At 70.9% G+C, this 19,062-nt stretch carries 17 protein-coding genes; 8 read left to right on the top strand and 9 right to left on the bottom strand.

Features of this window, described 5'->3' with window-relative positions; all coding sequences use genetic code 11:
• Positions 1–101: 101 nt before the first annotated feature.
• The 4 genes from DEU34_RS02115 to DEU34_RS02100 all read right to left on the bottom strand — a co-directional run bounded on the left by DEU34_RS02115 (position 102) and on the right by DEU34_RS02100 (position 6,604).
• Positions 102–3,602 carry a DNA-directed RNA polymerase subunit beta gene (locus DEU34_RS02115; protein WP_121148465.1) on the bottom strand — a complete coding sequence of 1,167 codons (3,501 nt, stop codon included), beginning with the start codon at positions 3,600–3,602 and terminating at the stop codon, positions 102–104.
• A 725-nt stretch (positions 3,603–4,327) separates the two neighbouring features.
• Entirely contained in the window at positions 4,328–5,197 is an 870-nt protein-coding gene (locus DEU34_RS02110) for a biotin-dependent carboxyltransferase family protein (protein ID WP_121148463.1), read from the bottom strand.
• Positions 5,194–5,838, bottom strand: coding sequence for an allophanate hydrolase subunit 1 (locus DEU34_RS02105; RefSeq protein WP_121149674.1), 645 nt, complete (start codon positions 5,836–5,838; stop codon positions 5,194–5,196). Before DEU34_RS02105 ends, DEU34_RS02110 begins: the two co-directional genes overlap by 4 nt.
• A gap of 10 nt (positions 5,839–5,848) precedes the next feature.
• Positions 5,849–6,604, bottom strand: a complete 756-nt coding sequence (locus DEU34_RS02100) for a 5-oxoprolinase subunit PxpA (protein ID WP_121148461.1) — start codon at positions 6,602–6,604, stop codon at positions 5,849–5,851.
• 165 nt (positions 6,605–6,769) lie between these two features.
• On the opposite strand from DEU34_RS02100, the gene DEU34_RS02095 reads away from it, so the two are divergent.
• The 5 genes from DEU34_RS02095 (at position 6,770) to DEU34_RS16405 (ending at position 9,510) form a co-directional block, all read left to right on the top strand.
• Entirely contained in the window at positions 6,770–7,636 is an 867-nt protein-coding gene (locus DEU34_RS02095) for a spermidine synthase (protein ID WP_121148459.1), read from the top strand.
• A gap of 79 nt (positions 7,637–7,715) precedes the next feature.
• Entirely contained in the window at positions 7,716–8,243 is a 528-nt protein-coding gene (locus tag DEU34_RS02090) for a hypothetical protein (protein ID WP_121148457.1), read from the top strand.
• Between the two features lie 44 nt (positions 8,244–8,287).
• Entirely contained in the window at positions 8,288–8,776 is a 489-nt protein-coding gene (locus tag DEU34_RS02085; RefSeq protein WP_121148455.1) for a SprT-like domain-containing protein, read from the top strand.
• 36 nt (positions 8,777–8,812) lie between these two features.
• Positions 8,813–9,319 (top strand): hypothetical protein, encoded by a 507-nt coding sequence (locus DEU34_RS02080; protein ID WP_121148453.1) that lies wholly within the window; start codon positions 8,813–8,815, stop codon positions 9,317–9,319.
• A gap of 62 nt (positions 9,320–9,381) precedes the next feature.
• Positions 9,382–9,510, top strand: coding sequence for a hypothetical protein (locus DEU34_RS16405; protein ID WP_259460004.1), 129 nt, complete (start codon positions 9,382–9,384; stop codon positions 9,508–9,510).
• A gap of 90 nt (positions 9,511–9,600) precedes the next feature.
• Here the strand turns inward: DEU34_RS16405 and DEU34_RS02075 are convergent, their stop codons facing one another.
• The 5 genes from DEU34_RS02075 to DEU34_RS02055 all read right to left on the bottom strand — a co-directional run bounded on the left by DEU34_RS02075 (position 9,601) and on the right by DEU34_RS02055 (position 15,348).
• Positions 9,601–11,070: an FtsX-like permease family protein gene (locus DEU34_RS02075; protein WP_121148451.1), complete on the bottom strand. Its 1,470-nt coding sequence runs from the start codon at positions 11,068–11,070 to the stop codon at positions 9,601–9,603.
• Positions 11,067–11,846 (bottom strand): ABC transporter ATP-binding protein, encoded by a 780-nt coding sequence (locus tag DEU34_RS02070; protein WP_121148449.1) that lies wholly within the window; start codon positions 11,844–11,846, stop codon positions 11,067–11,069. Before DEU34_RS02070 ends, DEU34_RS02075 begins: the two co-directional genes overlap by 4 nt.
• An 81-nt stretch (positions 11,847–11,927) precedes the next feature.
• Positions 11,928–13,502, bottom strand: coding sequence for a phosphatase PAP2 family protein (locus DEU34_RS02065; RefSeq protein WP_121148447.1), 1,575 nt, complete (start codon positions 13,500–13,502; stop codon positions 11,928–11,930).
• A 56-nt stretch (positions 13,503–13,558) separates the two neighbouring features.
• On the bottom strand, positions 13,559–14,212 hold the full coding sequence (locus DEU34_RS02060; RefSeq protein ID WP_121148445.1) for a response regulator transcription factor: 654 nt from the start codon (positions 14,210–14,212) through the stop codon (positions 13,559–13,561).
• Positions 14,209–15,348, bottom strand: coding sequence for a sensor histidine kinase (locus tag DEU34_RS02055; protein ID WP_121149673.1), 1,140 nt, complete (start codon positions 15,346–15,348; stop codon positions 14,209–14,211). The genes DEU34_RS02060 and DEU34_RS02055 overlap by 4 nt, the downstream gene beginning before the upstream one ends.
• Positions 15,349–15,487: 139 nt before the next feature.
• Here DEU34_RS02055 and DEU34_RS02050 point away from each other — a divergent pair, with 139 nt between their 5' ends.
• From DEU34_RS02050 to DEU34_RS02040, 3 genes are all read left to right on the top strand, one after another.
• Positions 15,488–16,336, top strand: coding sequence for a nitrilase-related carbon-nitrogen hydrolase (locus DEU34_RS02050; protein ID WP_121148443.1), 849 nt, complete (start codon positions 15,488–15,490; stop codon positions 16,334–16,336).
• A 199-nt stretch (positions 16,337–16,535) separates the two neighbouring features.
• Complete coding sequence (hydA, locus tag DEU34_RS02045; RefSeq protein ID WP_121148441.1) at positions 16,536–17,966, top strand: dihydropyrimidinase; 1,431 nt, start codon at positions 16,536–16,538, stop codon at positions 17,964–17,966.
• An 8-nt stretch (positions 17,967–17,974) separates the two neighbouring features.
• A complete protein-coding gene (locus tag DEU34_RS02040; RefSeq protein WP_121148439.1) occupies positions 17,975–18,991 on the top strand; it encodes a TIGR03842 family LLM class F420-dependent oxidoreductase in 1,017 nt (338 codons plus the stop codon).
• Positions 18,992–19,062 lie beyond the last annotated feature (71 nt).

Below are 19,062 nucleotides of genomic sequence, written 5' to 3'. Positions count from 1 at the left end.
TCCTGGTAGAAATTCAGTCGCTGAAATTTTGGGTCGACGTCCGGGGGCGGATGCTGCGGCCGGTCGCCCTCAGGCGGAGGGCCGCAGCATCCGGTTCCGGATCAGATCTCGTCGATGGATGAGGACTCGAAACGGCTCGAGATGTTGATGCCGAGCTCTTCGGCGGCGCGGAAGGCGTCGTCGTCGGTGTCGCGGAGGTTGACCGCCGTGCCGTCGGCCGAGAGGACCTCGACGTTCAGGCAGAGCGACTGCATCTCCTTCATGAGCACCTTGAAGGACTCGGGGATGCCGGGCTCCTGGATGTTCTCGCCCTTGACGATCGCCTCGTACACCTTGACGCGGCCGAGGATGTCGTCGGACTTGATCGTGAGGAGCTCCTGGAGCGCGTACGCGGCGCCGTAGGCCTCGAGGGCCCACACCTCCATCTCACCGAAGCGCTGTCCGCCGAACTGCGCCTTACCACCGAGCGGCTGCTGGGTGATCATCGAGTACGGACCGGTCGAACGGGCGTGGATCTTGTCGTCGACGAGGTGGTGCAGCTTCAGGATGTACATGTAGCCGACCGAGACGGGAGCCGGGAACGGCTCGCCGGAGCGGCCGTCGAACAGCTTCGTCTTGCCCGAGGAGTCGATCAGACGGTCGCCGTCGCGCGTGGGGGTCGTCGAGTCGAGCAGACCCGCGATCTCCTGCTCGAACGCGCCGTCGAACACCGGGGTGGCGACCTTCGTGTTCGGAGCGGCCTCGAAGGCTTCCTTCGGGAGGTTGGCGGCCCACTCGGGGGTGCCCTCCACCTTCCAGCCCTGCTTGGCGATCCAGCCGAGGTGAAGCTCCAGCACCTGGCCGAAGTTCATGCGGCCGGGGATGCCGAGCGGGTTCAGGATCACGTCGACGGGCGTTCCGTCGGCGAGGAACGGCATGTCCTCGACGGGGAGGATCTTCGCGATGACGCCCTTGTTGCCGTGACGACCCGCGAGCTTGTCACCCTCGGTGATTTTGCGCTTCTGGGCGATGTAGACCACGACGCGGCGGTTGACGCCCGAGCCGAGCTCGTCGTCGCCGTCCTCGGCGTTGAACTCCTTGACCGCGATGATCGTGCCCTGCTCGCCGTGGGGGACCTTCAGCGACGTGTCGCGCACCTCGCGGCTCTTCTCGTTGAAGATCGCGCGGAGCAGGCGCTCCTCGGCCGACAGCTCGGTCTCGCCCTTGGGCGTGACCTTGCCGACGAGGATGTCGCCCGGGCGGACCTCGGCGCCGATGCGCACGATGCCGCGCTCGTCGAGGTCCTTGAGCAGGTCGGGGCTGACGTTGGGGAGATCACGGGTGATCTCCTCCTTGCCGAGCTTCGTGTCGCGCGCGTCGACCTCGTACTCCTCGATGTGGATCGAGGAGAGCGTGTCGTCCTTCACCAGCTCCTGGCTGAGGATGATCGCGTCTTCGAAGTTGTGGCCTTCCCACGTCATGAACGCCACGAGGAGGTTCTTTCCGAGGGCGAGCTCACCGTTCTCGGTGGCGGGACCGTCGGCGATGACCTCGCCGACCTCGATGCGGTCGCCCGCCGAGACGATGACGCGCTGGTTGTACGACGTGCCCTGGTTGGAGCGGTCGAACTTGCGCAGGAAGTAGTCCTGCGTGCCGCCCTCGTCGAGCTGGATGGTCACGACGTCGGCCGAGACCTCCTGCACGACGCCGGCCTTCTGCGCGGTGACGACGTCACCGGCGTCGATCGCGGCGTAGCCCTCCATACCGGTTCCGACGAACGGCGAGTCGCTGCGAACCAGCGGCACGGCCTGACGCTGCATGTTCGCACCCATGAGGGCGCGGTTGGCATCGTCGTGCTCGAGGAAGGGGATGAGCGAGGTCGCGACCGAGACCATCTGGCGCGGCGAGACGTCCATGTAACCGATCTCGTCGATCGGGAAGAGGTCGACCTCGCCACCCTGGCCGCGACGTGCGAGCACGCGGTCCTGGACGAACGATCCGTCGGCCTTCAGCTCGGCACCGGCCTGGGCGACGATGTAGTCGCTCTCTTCGCTGGCCGTGAGGTAGTCGATCTGCTCCGAGACCTTGCCCGCGGTGACCTTGCGGTACGGCGTCTCGATGAACCCGAACGAGTTGATGCGGGCGAACGAGGCGAGCGAACCGATCAGACCGATGTTCGGGCCTTCAGGGGTCTCGATGGGGCACATGCGGCCGTAGTGCGACGGGTGGACGTCACGCACCTCGACGCCGGCGCGCTCACGCGAGAGACCGCCGGGGCCGAGCGCCGAGAGGCGACGCTTGTGGGTCAGACCCGCGAGCGGGTTGTTCTGGTCCATGAACTGCGACAGCTGCGACGTTCCGAAGAACTCCTTGATCGCGGCGACGACGGGGCGCACGTTGATCAGGGTCTGCGGCGTGATCGCCTCGATGTCCTGCGTGGTCATGCGCTCGCGGACGACGCGCTCCATGCGCGACAGACCGGTGCGGACCTGGTTCTGGATGAGCTCGCCGACGGCGCGGATGCGGCGGTTGCCGAAGTTGTCGATGTCGTCGGTGTCGAGACGGATCTCGGCGGGCTTGCCCGCGCGGAGGCCGTCGAACGTCGTGTCGCCGCGGTGCAGGCGCACGAGGTACTTGATCGTCGCGACGATGTCTTCGACGGTCAGCACCGAGTCGCTGAGCGGGCCCGCGAGGCCGAGCTTCTGGTTGATCTTGTAGCGACCCACCTTGGCGAGGTCGTAGCGCTTCGGGTTGAAGTAGAAGTTGTCCAGCAGCGCACGCGCGGCCTCGGCGGCGACCTGCTCGCCCGGACGGAGCTTGCGGTAGATGTCGCGGAGCGCGTCTTCCTTCGTGAGGATGGTGTCCTTCGACAGCGTCTCTTCGATGGAGTCGAACCCGGCGAACTCCGCGAGGATCTCTTCGCTGGTGAGGCCGAGGGCCTTGAGGAACACGGTGACCGATTGCTTGCGCTTGCGGTCGATGCGCACGCCGACCTGGTCGCGCTTGTCGATCTCGAACTCGAGCCAGGCGCCGCGGCTGGGGATGATGCGCGAGGAGACGATGTCCTTGTCGGACGTCTTGTCGGGGGTCTTGTCGAAGTAGACGCCCGGCGAGCGGACGAGCTGCGACACGACGACACGCTCGGTGCCGTTGATGATGAACGTGCCCTTGCCGGTCTGGAGCGGGAAGTCGCCCATGAAGACCGTCTGGGTCTTGATCTCACCGGTCTGGTGGTTCATGAACTCGGCCTCGACGTAGAGCGGGGCCGCGTACGTCTTGCCGCGCTCCTTGCACTCCTCGATGGAGTACTTCTCGGGCTCGAGGTAGGGGTTCGTGAACGAGAGCTGCATCGTCTCGCTGAGGTCTTCGATCGGCGAGATCTCCTCGAAGATCTCCTCGAGACCGCTGATCTCGGAGACATCCGTGCGGCCGGCGGCCTGGGCCTCGGCGACCCGCGCCTTCCACTGCTCGTTACCGACGAGCCAGTCGAAGGACTCGGTCTGCAACGCCAGGAGGTCGGGGACCTGCAGGGTGTCGGAGATCTTGGCGAACGAGAGGCGGGAAGTACCGCGACCGTTCTTCTGGTTGGTGGTGGTGTTGGATGCGTTGCGCGCAGCAGCCAAAAGATATCCTCCGCAGAGCCCGGGCAGGGGGCTCATGATTCCTCGTCGTCAGGTGGAGTGCTCCTCGGCCCCGAAACCCTGTGCGTCGCACACCGCGGAATCGCGGGGACGCGCAGAGACAGCCGACCACCATATGAGGGCAGGGAGATACGAGGAGCGCAAAGACCAACTATATGTCGGATGCCGCGCCGTGTCCAGCGGGAATCTTGACGAGTGTGATCCGCTGCGGTATAACCGCGAGCCGGTCGCCGGCATTCCCGCCCGCAGTCCCCCGGCTTCGAGCCCGGACGCAGGACGAACGCTTCGAGCCCGTACTCAGGACGAACGCTTCGAGCCGCCCTCTTCCCCGCGTGTTCTCGGCTCGCGCTGTGACCTCAGCCTGAGTTCGTGCCGCGTCGACTCGTGCGACGCCTCTCGCACTCCGGTCGACCGGCTGCTTCTTCGCCTCGGCCGGCGCGCTGCCCTCTTCGCCTCGGCCGGCGCGCTGCCCTCTTCGGCCTGGCCGGCCCGCTGCCGTCGTCGGCCTGGGCGCGCCCGCACGCCGATCGCCGCCTGGGCAGCGCGGCAGGGACCAACCCGCTTCCGCGCACGAACTCAGGATGGGAGCGAGCCCACCGCCCTCTGCACGGCGTGTCGCGCGCGATCGCCCGACTCATCCTGAGTTACGGCGTTGAGGGAGGCGGAACCCGGGAACTCCGAAACTGCGGGGACTGCGGGAGCCGCGCCTACTCGCTCGGGCGCGCGTGCGAGAAGCGCAGGCGGTCGCCGGGCCTGGCCTGGCCGAGGGCGTCGAGCGACGCATCCGCCACCACCGCGATCACGGGATACCCGCCGGTCACGGGGCCGTCGGCCAGGAGGATCGTCGGGCGCCCGCTCGGCGGCACCTGCAGCGCCCCGGGCACCATGCCCTCGCTCGGCAGCTCCCCGTCGCGCACGCGCTCGAGCGTCGGCCCGTCGAGGCGCAGCCCCACCCGATCGGCGGCACTGCCGACCGTCCACGCACCGTCGAAGAGGAGGGAGAGGGCGGATGCGGCGAACCACTCGGCCCGCGGACCGGGAGCCAGCCGTACCTCGATCGGCGACTCGGCGTGCGTGAGCCAGGGGACGGCGTCGACCGTCGGCACCTCGCCGAGACCCTCCCGCCCGACCTCGAGCCCGTCGCCCGCCCGCAGCGGCGCCCCGCCGAGCCCGGCCAGCGTGTCGGTCGACCGCGAGCCGGCGACGACGGGCACGTCGATCCCGCCGCGCACGGCCACGTAGGCCCTGACCCCGGCGACGAAGGGCGCGAGCGACAGCTCCTCCCCCGCGGGCCAGTGCACCGCCGCGTGCGAGTCGACGGCGCGGCCGCCCAGGTGCAGGTCGCCGCCCGCCCCGGTGACGGCCACCCACAGGTCGCGTTCGGCGGCGGCGCGGAACCCGCCGACGGCCACCTCGATCGCCGCGGCATCCTCGCGATTGCCCACGAGGCGGTTCGCGAGCCGGAGTGCGCCGCGGTCGAGGGCGCCCGAGCGCGCGATGCCGAGCGCCGCCCGACCCTCGCGGCCCAGGTCCTGGACGGTCGAGAACAGACCCGGCGCAAGCACGCGCAGGCTCATGCCGTCACCTCGGTGAAGCGCACGCGGCTGCGGGGCGCGAGGAGCACCGGATCATCGGCATCGGGGTCGAACAGGGGCGCCCGCGTCGTCCCGATCAGGCGCCATCCCCCGGGGGTCTCGCGGGGGTACGCGCCGCAGAACGGTCCGGCCAGTCCGACCGCCCCGGCCGGCACGCGGGTGCGGGGCGCGGCCAGCCGCGGCACCTCGAACGGCCACCCCGCCCCGACGAGGTAGGCGAACCCCGGCGCGAACCCGGTGAACGCGACCGACCATTCGGTGGCGAGATGCCGCTCGACGAGCGCCCGCGTCGTGAGCCCGAGCAGCTCGGCGGTGTCGGCGAGGTCGGGCCCGTCGTACCGCACCGCGACCTCGACGAGCGGACCGGGCCCGGCAGCATCCGCCCCCGCAGGCCCGGCCGCCTCGGCGATCCAGGCGCGCGCTCGCGACAGCGGCAACACGGCCGGGTCGAGTGTGACGAGAACCGTCTGCGCGGCGGGCACGAGGTCGGTGACGCCGGCGGGCCTGCTCGCATCGAGCGCCGCATGGAGGGCGAGCACCGCCTCGAGCGAACCGGCCTCCGCCAGGAGCGCCCGGTCGCCCATAGGACGCACCACGACGGATGCGGCGTCGCCGCCGCTCATCGCCGACACCTCACCACGGCTCCCTCACGCTCACGCCGTCGGCCTCGAGAACGCGGCGCACGGCCCGCGCCATCGCGACGGCGGCCGGGGTGTCGCCGTGCACGCAGAGCGAGTCGGCGTGCGGACGCAGCCGGGTGCCGTCGACCGCGACGAGCTCGCCGTCGGCGACGAGGCGCCGGGCGCGCGCGGCGACGGCCTCGGGGTCGTCGAGGAGATCGCCGGGCGCGCCGCGCGGGACGAGAGCGCCGGTGGAGAGGTAGCCGCGGTCGAGGAAGGCCTCCCGACGGAACGGCAGACCCGCCGCGACCGCCGCCCGCTCGACCTCGCCGCCGACGCCCAGGAGCGGAACGGGACGACCGAGGTCGCGTGCGAGGTCGGCGACGGCACCCACGACCGCGTCGGCCTGCCCCGCGTCGGCCACGACCGCGTGGTAGAGCGCCCCGTGGGGCTTGACGTATCGGATGTCGGCGCCCGCGGCGCGGAGCGCGGCGAGCTGGGCCGCGATCTGTGCGCGCAGCACGACAGCCCCGGGGTCGTGACGCACGCGGCCGAAGTTCTCGGGGTCGACGTAGGACGGGTGGGCGCCGACGGCGACGCCGAAGCGCTCCGCGCGCTGCACCGAGGCCCGCATCGACGCCGCGTCGCCCGCGTGCCCTCCGCAGGCGATGTTCGCGCTGGAGATGAGCGCGAACATGGCCTCGTCATCGGCCGTGGCGACCCCGCGGATCGTCTCGCCGAGGTCGGCGTTCAGGTCGATCGTGCCCATCACCCCACGGTAGCGGCGGCCCGCCCGCCCCCGCCCGACGCCGCGACCGCCGCACGGCGTCGGAGGGTCGCGCGGAGGTCGGAGCATTCTCCGCCGAACCTCCGACGGCCGTGCCATCATCCGACGGGGTCGGGCGCGACCGAGCGGCGCCACTAGCGTGGGAGCGTGGCCAGGGCGCGGATAGAGAACGACGAGCTCGGCCGCGCGCGCCTGGGCGACGGCACGATCGCGCGCGTGCTGCCCTCCGCGTACACCTCCGGGTACGAGCTCGACGTCGACGGGACGCCGCAGTCGCACGTCGACCTCGACGACCCGACGCACCTGCACTTCGAGTACGTCGCACGCATGGGCGCGGTCATCGATCTCCTTCGCATGCCCGGGCAGCCGCTGACCGCCGTGCACCTCGGGGCGGGCGCCCTGACGATCCCGCGCTACGTGGAGGCCACGCGCCCGGGGTCGCGCCAGCAGGTGGTCGAGCTCGAGCAGCCGCTCATCGACCTGGTGCGCACGCACCTGCCGCTGCCACGGAATGCCTCACTGAGGGTGCGCATCGGCGATGCCCGCGCGGTCACCGCGAAGCTCCCGGCAGGGCTCACCGGCGCGGTCGACCTGCTCGTCTGCGACGTCTACGCCGGGGCGCAGACCCCCGCGCACCTCACCACCGTGGAGTTCTACCAGGATGCTGCGCGCCTGCTCGCCCCCGACGCGGTGCTGCTCGTGAACGTCGCCGACGGAGCGGGTCTCGCCTTCGCCCGCCGTCAGGTCGCGACCGTCCGGGAGGTGCTCGAGCACGTCGTCGTGCTGGCCGAGGTGCAGGTGCTCAAGGGCCGCCGGTTCGGCAATCTGGTCGTCGTCGCCTCGGCGTCGCCTCTTCCGGTCGAGTGGCTGCCGAGGCTGATGGCGGCCGGTCCGCACCCCGCCAAAGTGGCCCAGGGCGCCGAGATCGACGAGTTCATCCGCGGTGCGCGACCGGCGACCGACGGCGACGCCACGGCGTCTCCGAAACCTCTGCCGTCGCTGTTCGACCGGTGAGATCGGCGCGCCTGTGCGAGGCACCCGGCGACGTGACGCACACTTGCTGAGCGGCCGGCACGGGCGGAAGGAGTCGCGAGTGAGCTACATCCACGGGTACGACCCCGACACGCTTCGCGAGATCGTCGATCTCGAGGAATGCGGTGAGCGTCTTGAAGAGATCGGCGCGCAGCGCAGCCTGCCCGCGCTCCTCGAGCGCGTGTGGCTGCTGAAGGTGCTCGATCGACTCGACGAGGCCCTGGTGGTCTCCGACCAGTCGGTGCGCGTGGCCCGCATGGGCGGCACCCGCAAAGACCTCCTGCGTGCCCGCATCCTGCACGCGACCGTGCTGCAGAACCGCGGGGCGTTCGCCGCCGCACTCCAGGAGCTCACCGCCTGCGCCGAAGAGGCCGAGGGGCAGCGCTGGTCGGGCATCGCGGCGTTCGCGTACCAGCACCGCGGCAAGACCTCCTACGACGGCGAGGACTACGAGTCGGCGCGCACCGACTTCAAGCGCGCCCTCTTCCTCCGCCAGGACGCCGGGGCCACCGACGAGCAGCTGGAGGCGACCCTGCTCGCGATCGACGCCGCCGACCGACGACGCGCTCGGACCACCGTCGCCAGCTGACCGGCGATGGGCGACTGTCGGACGTACGTTCTATCGTCACGAGCATGACCGAACCGCAGCGCGTTCGCACCTGGGCTGAGGCGCTCCTCGCCCTCCACCTCGATGCCTCGTGGTCGTTCGGCTTCGACAACGCCAAGCTGCGTGCCGGGCTGTGCGACTTCCGACGCAAACGCATCACCGTCTCGCGTTACCTCTCCGCGCGGTACGACGACGAAGAGAACCATCAGACCCTGCTGCACGAGGTCGCCCACGCCATCGCCGGCCCGGGCGCCGGCCACGGGCCCCGGTGGAAGGCGATCGCCCGCGACCTCGGTTACGTCGGCGGCACCACGCACCACGGCGAGACCGCCGTCGAACTCGCGCCCTGGGTGGGCGTCTGCCCCGCGGGCCACGTCGCCTACCGGCATCGCCGCGCACCCCGGGCGACGTCGTGCTCGAAGTGCGCGCCGCGTTTCGACCAGCGGTTCCTCTTCACCTGGACCCGGCGCGAGATCAGCTCCGCCGACCGGCTCGCCGCACGAACTCCGCGCTGAGGCGCTCGGGATGCCTCCGCTGAGAGAGGATGAGGCATGCGCATCCTTTTGAAGCTCGTCATCGACTGCGACGCGGATGCGGCGTGGCGCGCCCTCCACTCCCCGACGGCGGTCGCCGAGCTCTACGGGCCGCTCATGCAGATGCAGCCGCTGGCCGACCCGCCGACCTCGTTCGAGACGGGCACCGACGCCCCGGTGAGCCTGAGCGTCGCCGGTGTGGTGCCCGTCGGCAGTCAGCTCATCTCGGTGTCCGACCGCGAGACGACGGATGCGGCGGGCGCCCGCGTGCGCATCTTCCGCGACAGCGGCATGCCGCTGACCGGTCCGCTCGCCGCCCTCGACGTGTGGGACCACCAGATGGCCGTGGCGCCCGCCCCCGGAGATCCCACGCGCACCCTGTGGCGCGATCGCCTGGTCATCGGTGGTCGCGCGGCGCCCCTCCTGTGGCCGACGCTCTGGGCGGCATGGCAGTGGCGTGCGGCGCGGCTGCGCGCCCTCGCCCCGACCTGGGCCCACGACCCCGAGCCCGAGCCCGAGGCCTGACCGGCTGCGCGGCTGCGCGGCTGCGCGGCTGCGCGGCTGCGCGGTGCGAGGGTCCGTGACGCATGCCCGGAGTCGCCGGCCCGAGGCCGGCGGCTCCCCGCCAGTCCCGATACCAGCGTCTCGGCCCCTCCCACCGCTCCGCCGCTCCCCCGACCCTGCGCGGCGTGCGCAGCATCCGCTCCACCCCGTGATGCTCGAATCCACATCCCGCCGCTGCAGCGGGGGGTGGATTCGAACACGACCGTGTCGATCGGATGCCGTGGCACGACCCGCGGTGGCGGCTACTCGGCGAGCGCGGCGACAGGGGCGACGCGCGTGGCGAGGCGGGTGGGAACGACCGCGGCCACCAGGGTGAGGATCGCCGTCGCGACGATCACGGCGAGTACGGGCCACAGCGGCACCGCGGGGAGCACGAAGGTCGGCGAGAGCCACGCGGGCGGGAACCGCACCGACCCGAGCACCGACTGCGCGCCCGCCCAGCCGTAGGCGATGCCGAGCACCAGCCCCGTCACGAGGGCGGCGATCGTGACGTGCGCGGCCTCGAGCAGCACCATGCGACGCACCTGCGCGTTCGACATGCCCAGCGCCCGCAGCAGCCCGAGCTCGCGACGCCGCTGCACCACCCCGATCGTGAGGAGGTTGACCAGTCCGACGCCGGCGATCACGGCGCTCACCGCGACGAGCGCCATCATGATGGCCGAGAACGAGTCGATGAGAGTCGCCATCCCGGGGTCGAGCTCCCCGCCGCTGGATGCCGTCAGCACCGCCTTGACGGTCTCGAGGGCCACGGCGAACATCGTCACGAGCGTCACCCCCATGACGACTCCGATCGCCATCCGCGACGAGCGCTCGGGGTATCGCAGCGCGTTCTCCGCGGCCAGTCGCGCCGTCGCCGAGCGGCCGAACAGCCGCCCGACCAGGCGCAGCACCGGGGGCATGACAAAGGTCGCCCCGAGGGCGAGCGCGGTGAACGAGAAGATGCCGCCCACGAACGAGATCGCAACGCCCAGGGGCGTGACCAGCCCGACCGCGATGCCCAGGGCGAGAAGTCCCCCGCCGATCACGAACAGCACCAGGGCGGCGATGTTCCGACCGCTCCGACGCGCCACCGTTTCGCGGGTCGGTTCCACCGAACCGCCCAGCGCCTGCAGCGGCGTCACGGTCAGCACGCGGCGCGATCCCGCCCACGCGGCTCCCCAGGTGGTCAGGGCGACGACGACGACGGGGAGCACCAGCAGCGGCTGCAGAAGCGTCGAGACGTCATCGACCAGCGCGAGGCCCATCAGCTGCACCGCGAGCTGCGCCCCGCCGAGCGACAGCACGGTGCCGATGACGAAGCCGAGCGTGGCGCCGATCGCCCCCACGATCAGTCCCTGCCGGGCGACCTCGGCGCGCTGCGCCTTGGCCGACGCGCCGATCAGACGCAGCAGCGCGATCTGACGTGTGCGCCCCGCCACCACGGTGGCGAAGGTGTTGGCCGTGACGATCGCGGCCACGTAGACGGCGACCCCGACGAGCAGCACCGTGAGGAAGCCCAGGATGAAGACCAGCGTCTCGCTCCCCCCGATGAAGGGGTCGGAGCGCAGGACGATCGAGATGAACGCGGTCGTCGACATGAGCACCACCGCGAACGCGCTCGACAGGGCGGCGACGAGCACGCTGGCGCCCATCCCGCGTTCCCGCAGCCACGCCAGCGGTCGGGCGGATGCTGCGGGACGCACCGCCCGCTCCTGCACCGCGACCGCGGTCATGCCGTCACCTCGGGCGCCAGGGCGCTCTCGGTCTCGAGCATGTAGGCCGCGATCTGCTCGGCACTCTGCCGCGGCTTGTCGGCGACGATCCGGCCGTCGCCGAGGAACAGCACGCGGTCGGCGTGCGACGCCGCGAGCGGATCGTGGGTCACCATCGCGATCGACTGGCCGTGGTCGCGGCTGGCCGCGGCGAGGAGCCCCAGCACCTCCCGGCCCGAGCGCGAGTCGAGGTTGCCCGTGGGCTCGTCGGCGAAGACGAGGTCGGGCGCGGTCGCCAGTGCCCGGGCGATCGCGACGCGCTGCTGCTGACCGCCGCTGAGCTGGTGCGGGCGGTGGGTGAGGCGCGCGGTGAGGCCGAGCGTCTCGACGAGGCCCTCGATGCGCGCCCGCTCGATCGCCGAGGGGCGGCGCCCGTCGAGGTCGAACGGCAGGAGGATGTTGCCGATCGCGTCGAGGGTGGGCACGAGGTTGAAGGCCTGGAAGACGAAGCCGACGCGGCGGCGGCGCAGGAGGGTCAGCTCCAGGTCGCCGAGGCCGCTGATCTCGGTGTCGCCGATCCATGCGCGACCCGAGGTCGGGGCGTCGAGGCCTGCCATGACGTGCATCAGGGTCGACTTGCCCGAGCCGGAGGGGCCCATGATCGCGGTGAACTGTCCCCGGCGGATGCCGACGGAGACGCCGTCGAGAGCACGGACGGCGTTCTCGCCGCCACCGTAAGACTTCGTGAGCTGCTGCACCCGGGCGGCGAGCCCGAGATCTGTCGAGGTGATTTCCATGCCTTCGACGCTACGAACCGGGCCGGGCGCGCCGCGTCGCCCGAGCGACGCATTCGCGTACATCGCGAGGATGACGATCGCTCAGGGCGCGTAGACGTCCAGCGCGCTCGAGAGGGCTGCCAGACGCAGGATGTAGCCGTCGGCGGTCGAGAAGGGGGCGTCCTCGAGCTCACCGTCGTGCGCGAAGGGCACCACCTGTCCGCCGCGCAGCAGCACCCGCACGGCGACATCGCCGACGACCCGACGCTCCACGTCAGACGCCCGAGGCAGCAGGCGCAGTTTACGGAGGACGGCGGCCGTCCGTCGGCCGAAGGCGAGCGATCCGAAGGCACGCAGGCGGGAGTCCCGCGCATGCAGGATGCGGAGGTCGAGCTCCCCGGTCGACAGCCGGCGACGCTGCATCGTCGATACGCGGCCCGGATCGTTGCGGCCGATGCTGGCGAACACCGACCAGACCGACATCTGCTCACCGTCCATCTCCACCGTGATCGGCCGCGCTCGCCGGACGACGATCGCGGCGGCGACCACGGCGGCGATCCACTTGCCCCAGCGCGCCTGTCGTCGGATGCGCTCGGCCACGAAATCGGGGTATATGCCGACCGAGACGGTGTTGAGCACCGTGAGCGGCGTGTCGTCACCGACAGCGAGCGAGCCGACCCCCACCCGAAGACCTCGACCCGTGCTCGCCGCGTCGAGCCCGACGTCCAGCTCGTCGACACCGAGAGCGCGTACGAAGTGGTTGAAGGTACCGCCGGGCAGGCCCAGGAGCGGAAGCGAGTATTCCCGCGCCAGCTGCGCCATCCGTGCGACGGAGCCGTCTCCCCCGTAGGCGACCAGCACACGAGGCGGGGTCGCCGAGGCGACCTCCTCGCGCACGATGTCGTCCATCCGGTCATCCGGCCCCATCTCCCGGATGCGCGCGCGGGGCAGCCGCGACGCGAAGACCGGCCGCGGGTCGGCGTGCAGCACCGAGGTGCCCGCCTCCTCGTTCAGCACGATGAGCAGGCCTTCGCCGTCTCGGGCCTCGGGCAGATCCACCCGCATGCCCGTCTCGGCGACCGACGGCTCGCTCCGCGGCCGGCGCGGGGGAAGGATCACCGCGCCGACCGCGGCGACGGCGGCGCCGATGCCGATCCCGCCCAGGACGTCAGACGCCCAATGGGCACCGACGTGCACCCGCGAGTACGCGACCGCCGCGGCGACCGGCGCCACCGCCGCGCCGACTGCGGGAGACTCCAGAGCGACACCCGTCACGAAGGCGGCCGCACTCGCGGAGTGCCCGGAGGGGAAGGACGCCGACGTCGGGTAGGACCCGAGCCTGCGACCGACCGGTACGTCCTTCCACAGCGGCCTGGGCCCACCGAACAGCCGTTTGCCGACGAGGTTCGCGAGAGCACTCGCCAGCACCAGCGACGCCGACCCCCGCAGAGCCGCACGCGGCCTGCCCGCGAGAGCGAGGACGCCGGCGATGGCGAACCACAGGATGCTGCGGTTCGCCGCCCGTGACGCGATGCGGAACACCGTGTCTCCGACAGGTCCGACGCCGGCCGCATTGACCCGGTGATTGATCGATCGATCGGCTCGGCGCACCCACCGCGGCAGCACCCGTCGGCGACGGATCGAGAAGATCGGGTGCCGCAATCGCTCCAGTCGCATGCTCTGAAGCTAGGCGATGCGCGCCGAGACAGAGAGGCCTTGCGACCGCGCGGGCGTCATGCCAAACCGTGCTCGAAGGCGAAGACGACGAGCTGCACGCGGTCGCGCAGGGACAGCTTCGCGAGGATGCGGCTGATGTGGGTCTTCACGGTGGCCTCCGACAGGTACTCGCGGGAGGCGATCTCGGCGTTGCTGAGCCCGCGGGCGGCGAGCGCGAAGATCTCGCGCTCGCGGTCGGTGAGGGTCTCGAAGGCGGCGGGAACCGGCACGGGCGCCGGGGTCGTGGCCGCGAACAGCTCGCGGGTGGCGGATGCGGCGATCACCGCCGACCCGGAATGCACCGTGCGGATCGCGGCGAGCAGGAACTCGGGGTCGGCGTCTTTCAGCAGGAATCCGCTGGCGCCCTGGCGGATGGCGCGCGCCGCGGCCTCGTCGAGGTCGAAGGTCGTGAGCATGACGATCCGCGGCGGCCCGTCGACGTCATCGGCAACCGGGTCGGCGAGGATGACGGCGGTCGCGGCGAGGCCGTCCATCCGCGGCATCCGGATGTCCATGAGCACCACGTGCGGGCGCGTCGCGCGGATGACGTCGATGCCCTCGGCGCCGTCGGCCGCCTCACCCACGACCTCGAGGTCGTCCTGCGAGTCGATCATCATGCGGATGCCCGCGCGGAAGAGCGCCTGGTCATCGACCAGCACCACCCGGATCACGAGTCCACCCCCAGCGGAATCGACGCCCGGACGACGAAGTCGTCGTCTGTGGCGCCGGCGTCGAGACGACCGCCGACGAGTTGCGCGCGCTCGCGCATGCCGATCAGCCCGTGGCCGCCGGGGGCGGGATCGCTCGCCCGTCCGTTCGTGACCGTCAGGTCGACGCGGGTGGGCCACCACGCCAGCCGCACCGAGACGACGCCACCGTCGCCGTGCCGGAGGGCGTTCGTGAGCGCCTCCTGCAGGATGCGGTAGACGGCCAGCTGCACCGAGGCGGGCTGCTCGCGGGCGGGCGCCGGATCCACCTCGACCCTCAGCTCGACCCCGGCCGCACGCACCTGCGCGTAGAGCGCCTCGACATCGGCGAGCGTCGGCTGCGGACCGGGCGCCTGGCTGTGCCGCAGCTGCGTGAGCAGCAGCCGCACGTCGGCGAGAGCCGCCCGGGCCGTGGTCGAGATCGTGCCGAGCGCGGTCGCGGCGGCGGTGGGATCGGATGCCGCCGCATAGCGGGCCCCGTCGGCCTGCGCGATCACGACCGTCAGCGAGTGCGCCACGACGTCGTGCATGTCGCGCGCGATGCGCACGCGCTCCTGCTCGGCGGCCGCCTGGCCCTCGGCGAGCTCCTGCGCCCGTCGGGTCTCGCGACCGCGGATAGCGGTGCGCACGAGCGCTCCGGTCACCCACGAGAGCAGGAGGGCGAACAGGGCGGCGACGAGCACCGCGATCGCCGTCGGGAGACTGTCGAAGCCCACCGTGGTGAGCACTCCGAAGATGTACACGGTGATGACCACGGCGCCGCCGATGGCGGAGGCGAACCCGAGCCAGAACACCAGCCGCGAGCCGTACGCGGCTGTGACGTAGAGGACGGCGAACACCACGACGTCGGCCGGTCGCGGCTGCTGCAGGAAGAGCATCTGCAGCACCGCGGCGAGCCACGCGACGCCCAGCGCGAGGCCGGGCTGGAGCCGTCGAACGGCGAGCGCCGCCGTGAAGAGCAACACCACCGCGCCCACCTGGACGGGGGCGGTCTGCTCGTAGCTCACTCCCGTGACCTCGAGGAGCGCAGCGCACACCCCGAACACAGCGGCGAGCGACAGATCGAGGGTGATCTGGTAGGGGCGGAGGGAGCGGAACATCGCTTTCACCGTACGCGTCGGGGCGGCCCCCGGCATCCGCCTCGCGATGTAGATGAGGCCCCGACCGTTGTGGCGACGGCCGAGGTGCGGTAGGGATGCAGTGCGGGCGAGCACCACCACCATCAGCATGGAGGTAGCAGTGACGACAGTACGAGCGGCCATCACCCAGACGACGTGGACGGGCGACAAAGCCTCGATGCTCGACAAGCACGAGGGCTTCGCGCGCGATGCCGCCGCCGACGGGGCGGAGATCGTCTGCTTCCAGGAGCTGTTCTACGGCCCGTACTTCGGCATCACGCAGGACAAGAAGTACTACGACTTCGCCGAGGCGGCCGACGGTCCCATCGTGCAGCGGTTCGCCGACCTCGCTCGGGAGCTCGGCACGGTGATGGTGCTCCCCATCTACGAGGAAGCGCAGACCGGCGTCTACTACAACACCTCGGTGCTCGTCGATGCCGACGGCTCAGTGCTGGGCAGGTACCGCAAGCACCACCTCCCCCATCTCGATCGGTTCTGGGAGAAGTTCTACTTCCGCCCGGGCAACCTCGGCTACCCGGTCTTCGACACCGCGGTCGGCCGGGTCGGGATGTACATCTGCTACGACCGCCACTTCCCCGAGGGGTGGCGCGAGCTCGGGCTGGGCGACGCGCACATGGTGTTCAACCCCAACGCCACCAAGCCCGGTCTGTCGAACCGCCTGTGGGAGGTCGAGGGCCCGGCCGCGGCCGTCGCGAACGGCTACTTCGTGCTGCAACCCAACCGCGTCGGCCGCGAAGACAACGAGTACGGGGAGCTCGCGGTGGACTTCTACGGCACCAGCCAGGTGATCGACCCGCGGGGGAACTTCGTCGGAGAGCGCGGCTCGGGCGAGCACGAGGAGGTGCTGGTGCGCGATCTCGACCTCGACATGGTGCGGCAGATGCGCGACGACTGGCAGTTCTACCGGGATCGCCGCCCCGACTCCTACACCCGGATCGCGCAGCCGTGAGCGCCGCGACTGCCCGGGTCATCGCCCGCCTCGAGTACCCCGGTATCGCGTCCGCCTCCAGACCGACCGGAGCGATGGCACCGGCGACACCGCTGGCCCTGCCCCTGATCGACACGGGACGGGCGGGGGACGACCGAAGGTCGCCCCGGGCCTGCGGTGACGCCGATGCCATCGCGCAGCGAGCGACGGAGGTCAGGCCATGAAGACACTCATCACGGGCGGCACGGTCGTCACGGCGACGGGCTCGAGCCTGGCCGACGTGCTGGTCGACGGTGAGACGATCGCCGCGGTGCTGGCACCGGGGTCGGCGCTGCTGGGCTTCGACATCGCCGCGCACGTCGACACCGTGATCGACGCGGCGGGAAAGTACGTCATCCCCGGCGGCATCGACGCGCACACCCACATGGAGCTGCCGTTCGGCGGCACGAACGCCTCCGACACCTTCGAGACGGGCACCCGGGCCGCCGCCTGGGGCGGTACGACCACCATCGTCGACTTCGCCGTGCAGAAGACCGGCGAGCGCGTGCAGGACGGACTCGCCGCGTGGCACGAGAAGGCCGCCGGCAACTGCGCGATCGACTACGGGTTCCACCAGATCATCGGCGGCGTCGACGACGCGTCGCTGCGGGCGATGGACTCGCTGGTCGATGAGGGGATAACGAGTTTCAAGCTGTTCATGGCTTATCCCGGCGTCTTCTACTCCGACGACGGACAGATCCTCAAGGCCATGCAGAAGTCGGCCGAGACGGGCCTGCTCACGATGATGCACGCCGAGAACGGCCCCGCGATCGACGTGCTCGCCGCCCAGCTCGCCGAGGCCGGCAAGATCGCCCCGTACTACCACGGCATCGCGCGCGCCTGGCAGATGGAGGAGGAGGCGACGCACCGCGCCGTCATGCTCGCGAACCTCACCGGCGCTGCGCTCTACGTCGTGCACGTGTCGGCCAAGCAGGCCGTCGACCAGCTCGCCTGGGCCCGCGACCAGGGCTGGAACGTGTTCGGCGAGACCTGCCCGCAGTATCTGTACCTCTCGCTCGAAGAGCAGCTCGGCGCCTTCAGCGCGGAATGGGGCGCCTTCGAGGGGGCGAAGTGGGTGTGCTCGACGCCGCTGCGCTCTCGCGCCGAGGGCCACCAGCACCACATGTGGCAGGCGCTGCGCACGAACGACGTGCAGATGGTCTCGACCGATCACTGCCCGTTCTGCATGAAAGGCCAGAAGGAGCTCGGCAGGAACGACTTCCGCGCCATCCCCAACGGCATCGGCTCGGTCGAGCACCGGATGGATCTCATGTACCAGGGCGTCGTCACCGGCGAACTGACCCTCGAACGCTGGGTGGAGCTGACCAGCACGACCCCGGCGCGCATGTTCGGCATGTACGGCAAGAAGGGCGTCATCCAGCCCGGAGCCGACGCCGACATCGTCGTCTACGACCCGAACGGTCGCACCGCCATCAGCGCAGCATCCCACCACATGAACATGGACCACTCGGCATGGGAGGGGTTCCAGATCGACGGTCACGTCGACACCGTGCTCTCGCGCGGGCGGGTGATCGTCGACGACGGCGCCTACCTCGGCTCGAAGGGCGACGGCCGGTTCGTCCGCCGTGGCCTCAGCCAGTACCTGATCTAGGGGGAACCGTGGACTTCGGCGTCGTTCTGCAGACCAATCCGCCCGCCTCGCGGGTCATCCACCTCTCGCAGCTGGCCGAGGCGCACGGGTTCTCGCACGTGTGGACCTTCGACTCGCACCTGCTGTGGGAAGAGCCCTACGTCATCTACTCCGCGATCCTCGCGGCCACCCGCCGGGTGACGGTCGGTCCGCTCGTGACCAATCCCGCCACGCGCGACTGGACGGTGACGGCGTCGATCTTCGCGACGCTCAATGAGATGTACGGCAATCGCACCGTGTGCGGCATCGGACGCGGCGACTCCGCCGTGCGGGTGACCAACGGACGCCCGTCGACGATGACCGAGCTGCGCGAGTCGATCCACGTCATCCGCGAGCTCGCGAACTCGCGGCCCGTCGAGTACAAGGGCGCCACCCTGCAGTTCCCGTGGAGCCGCGGCTCCGAGCTCGACGTCTGGGTAGCCGCGTACGGGCCGATGGCGCTGAAGCTCACGGGCGAGGTGGCCGACGGGTTCATCCTGCAGCTCGCCGACGTCGACATCGCGGAGTGGATGATCAGAACGGTGCGGGATGCTGCGGCCGCCGCCGGGCGCGATCCCGACGCGATCGCCTTCTGCGTCGCCGCCCCCATGTACATCGGCACCGACCGGGCCCACATGATCGACCAGACCCGGTGGTTCGGCGGGATGGTCGGCAACCACGTCGCCGACATCGTCGCGAAGTACGGCGCCCACGGATCGGTACCCGACGCGCTCACCGACTACATCGCCGGACGCACCGGGTACGACTACAACTCCCACGGCAGAGCCGGTAACGACCACGTCGACTTCGTGCCCGACGAGATCGTCGAGCGCTTCTGCATCCTCGGCACCGCCGAGGAGCACATCGAGAAGCTCGAGCGGTTGCGCGCGCTCGGGGTGACCCAGTTCGCGGGCTACCTGCAGCACGACAACAAGGAAGAGACCCTCCGGGTCTACGGCGAGACCGTCATCCCCGCGCTCCAGCTGCACGTGACGGCGAAGGCGTGACCTGCGCCGCGCGCGGATCACGCCGTATGGTCGATAGCAGGCCGGGATTCCGGCCCGACGACGCGACTCGA

It is taken from the genome of Microbacterium sp. AG1240 (genome assembly GCF_003635115.1).
Taxonomy (GTDB): Bacteria; Actinomycetota; Actinomycetes; order Actinomycetales; family Microbacteriaceae; genus Microbacterium.
This window is presented reverse-complemented; position numbering and strand designations above follow the sequence as displayed.

What these genes read in the sequence shown, in the direction of transcription:
- hydA (WP_121148441.1), top strand. Translation starts at nt 16,536, where the DNA reads ATGAAGACACTCATCACGGGCGGCACGGTCGTCACGGCGACGGGCTCG.
- DEU34_RS02055 (WP_121149673.1), bottom strand. Translation starts at nt 15,348, where the DNA reads ATGTTCCGCTCCCTCCGCCCCTACCAGATCACCCTCGATCTGTCGCTC.
- DEU34_RS02070 (WP_121148449.1), bottom strand. Translation starts at nt 11,846, where the DNA reads ATGGAAATCACCTCGACAGATCTCGGGCTCGCCGCCCGGGTGCAGCAG.
- DEU34_RS02075 (WP_121148451.1), bottom strand. Translation starts at nt 11,070, where the DNA reads ATGACCGCGGTCGCGGTGCAGGAGCGGGCGGTGCGTCCCGCAGCATCC.
- DEU34_RS16405 (WP_259460004.1), top strand. Translation starts at nt 9,382, where the DNA reads ATGCCCGGAGTCGCCGGCCCGAGGCCGGCGGCTCCCCGCCAGTCCCGA.
- DEU34_RS02080 (WP_121148453.1), top strand. Translation starts at nt 8,813, where the DNA reads ATGCGCATCCTTTTGAAGCTCGTCATCGACTGCGACGCGGATGCGGCG.
- DEU34_RS02085 (WP_121148455.1), top strand. Translation starts at nt 8,288, where the DNA reads ATGACCGAACCGCAGCGCGTTCGCACCTGGGCTGAGGCGCTCCTCGCC.
- DEU34_RS02100 (WP_121148461.1), bottom strand. Translation starts at nt 6,604, where the DNA reads ATGGGCACGATCGACCTGAACGCCGACCTCGGCGAGACGATCCGCGGG.
- DEU34_RS02110 (WP_121148463.1), bottom strand. Translation starts at nt 5,197, where the DNA reads ATGAGCCTGCGCGTGCTTGCGCCGGGTCTGTTCTCGACCGTCCAGGAC.
- DEU34_RS02105 (WP_121149674.1), bottom strand. Translation starts at nt 5,838, where the DNA reads ATGAGCGGCGGCGACGCCGCATCCGTCGTGGTGCGTCCTATGGGCGAC.
- DEU34_RS02065 (WP_121148447.1), bottom strand. Translation starts at nt 13,502, where the DNA reads ATGCGACTGGAGCGATTGCGGCACCCGATCTTCTCGATCCGTCGCCGA.